Origin of the sequence: Streptococcus sp. NLN64, assembly GCF_015831295.1 — a bacterium.
GTDB lineage: Bacteria > Bacillota > Bacilli > Lactobacillales > Streptococcaceae > Streptococcus.
On record NZ_JADXDQ010000112.1, the window covers coordinates 1 to 1,176 of the forward strand.

1 protein-coding gene is annotated in these 1,176 nt (G+C 39.5%); it reads left to right on the plus strand.

All coding sequences use genetic code 11. The annotated features are described in order from the left end of the window. Nucleotides 1–133: 133 nt before the first annotated feature. Nucleotides 134–1,138 carry an IS5 family transposase gene (locus I2503_RS09355; protein ID WP_196967782.1) on the plus strand — a complete coding sequence of 335 codons (1,005 nt, stop codon included), beginning with the start codon at nt 134–136 and terminating at the stop codon, nt 1,136–1,138. Nucleotides 1,139–1,176 lie beyond the last annotated feature (38 nt).

Here is a 1,176-nt window from a genome sequence, read left to right on the forward strand (position 1 = left end):
TAAAAATCATCAGAATTGCAATTGTTTATTGCTTGTTTCTGATGATTTTTTTGATAGTTACGCAAAGATATTCAGGGTATGAATAATTCGGGTTATGAGATAATAGTACTACTAAGATGAACGAGGTGCTATCATGCTATTATTTTCCGACGATGAACGACTTCTAGAAAAACTTTCACAATTGGGAAATCCACTCGAACGACTTGATAAGACTGTGAAATGGGCAATGTTTCTCCCAATCCTGAACCGTATTTTTGGAAATAGTGAGAAAGATCCTTCTAAGGGTGGTAGACCTCCCTATAACTACCTTATGATGTTTAAAATCCTTCTTCTTGCACGCCTCTATAATTTGTCAGACGAAGCCATGGAGTACCAATTGCTGGATCGTCTGTCTTTTCGTCGTTTTGTTGGCTGCGATGACGAGCGAGTTCCAGATGCTAAAACAATTTGGCTTTACAGGGAACGTCTTAGTAAATCCGGTAAAGAACAAAAGTTGTTTGACTGTTTTTCCTCTATGTTAGAAGAAGAAGGCTTACTGGCTCACAAAGGGCAGATTGTTGACGCCAGTTTTGTGGAAGCACCTAGACAAAGAAATTCTCGGAAAGAAAATAAACAAATCAAAGAAGGAAAGGTGCCAGAGGACTGGGATGCTCCTAAACGTTCTCAGAAAGACACAGATGCACGATGGACTAAAAAGGGAGACCAAAATCACTTTGGCTATAAAAACCATGTCTGTGTCGACTCCAAATCAAAGCTCATTAAAAATTTCCAAGTAACAGCAGCTAATGTGCACGATTCTAACGTATTAGCTGAACTTTGTGATACTCACGAGCCTGTTTTTGATGATAGTGCTTATGTTGGCAAACCTGTACCAGAAGGATGTAAGCACTATACTGCTCGTCGCCCTTATCGTAATACTCCACTTACCGATGTCGACAAGAAGTTTAATCGCAAGCTATCACGAATTCGTTGCCGAGTAGAACATGTCTTTGGCTTTATTGAAAACACTATGAAAGGCAGTACCTTCCGAGGTATTGGTTTTAAGCGTGCCAAGACGAATGTCACACTTACAAATCTGATGTATAATATTTGTCGTTTTGAACAGATCAAACGACTGAATTTGAATACATGGGCTTAGTGCGCCCAAAAATCAGAATTATCCCGATATTAGGGATG

What these genes read in the sequence shown, in the direction of transcription:
- I2503_RS09355 (WP_196967782.1), top strand. Translation starts at nt 134, where the DNA reads ATGCTATTATTTTCCGACGATGAACGACTTCTAGAAAAACTTTCACAA.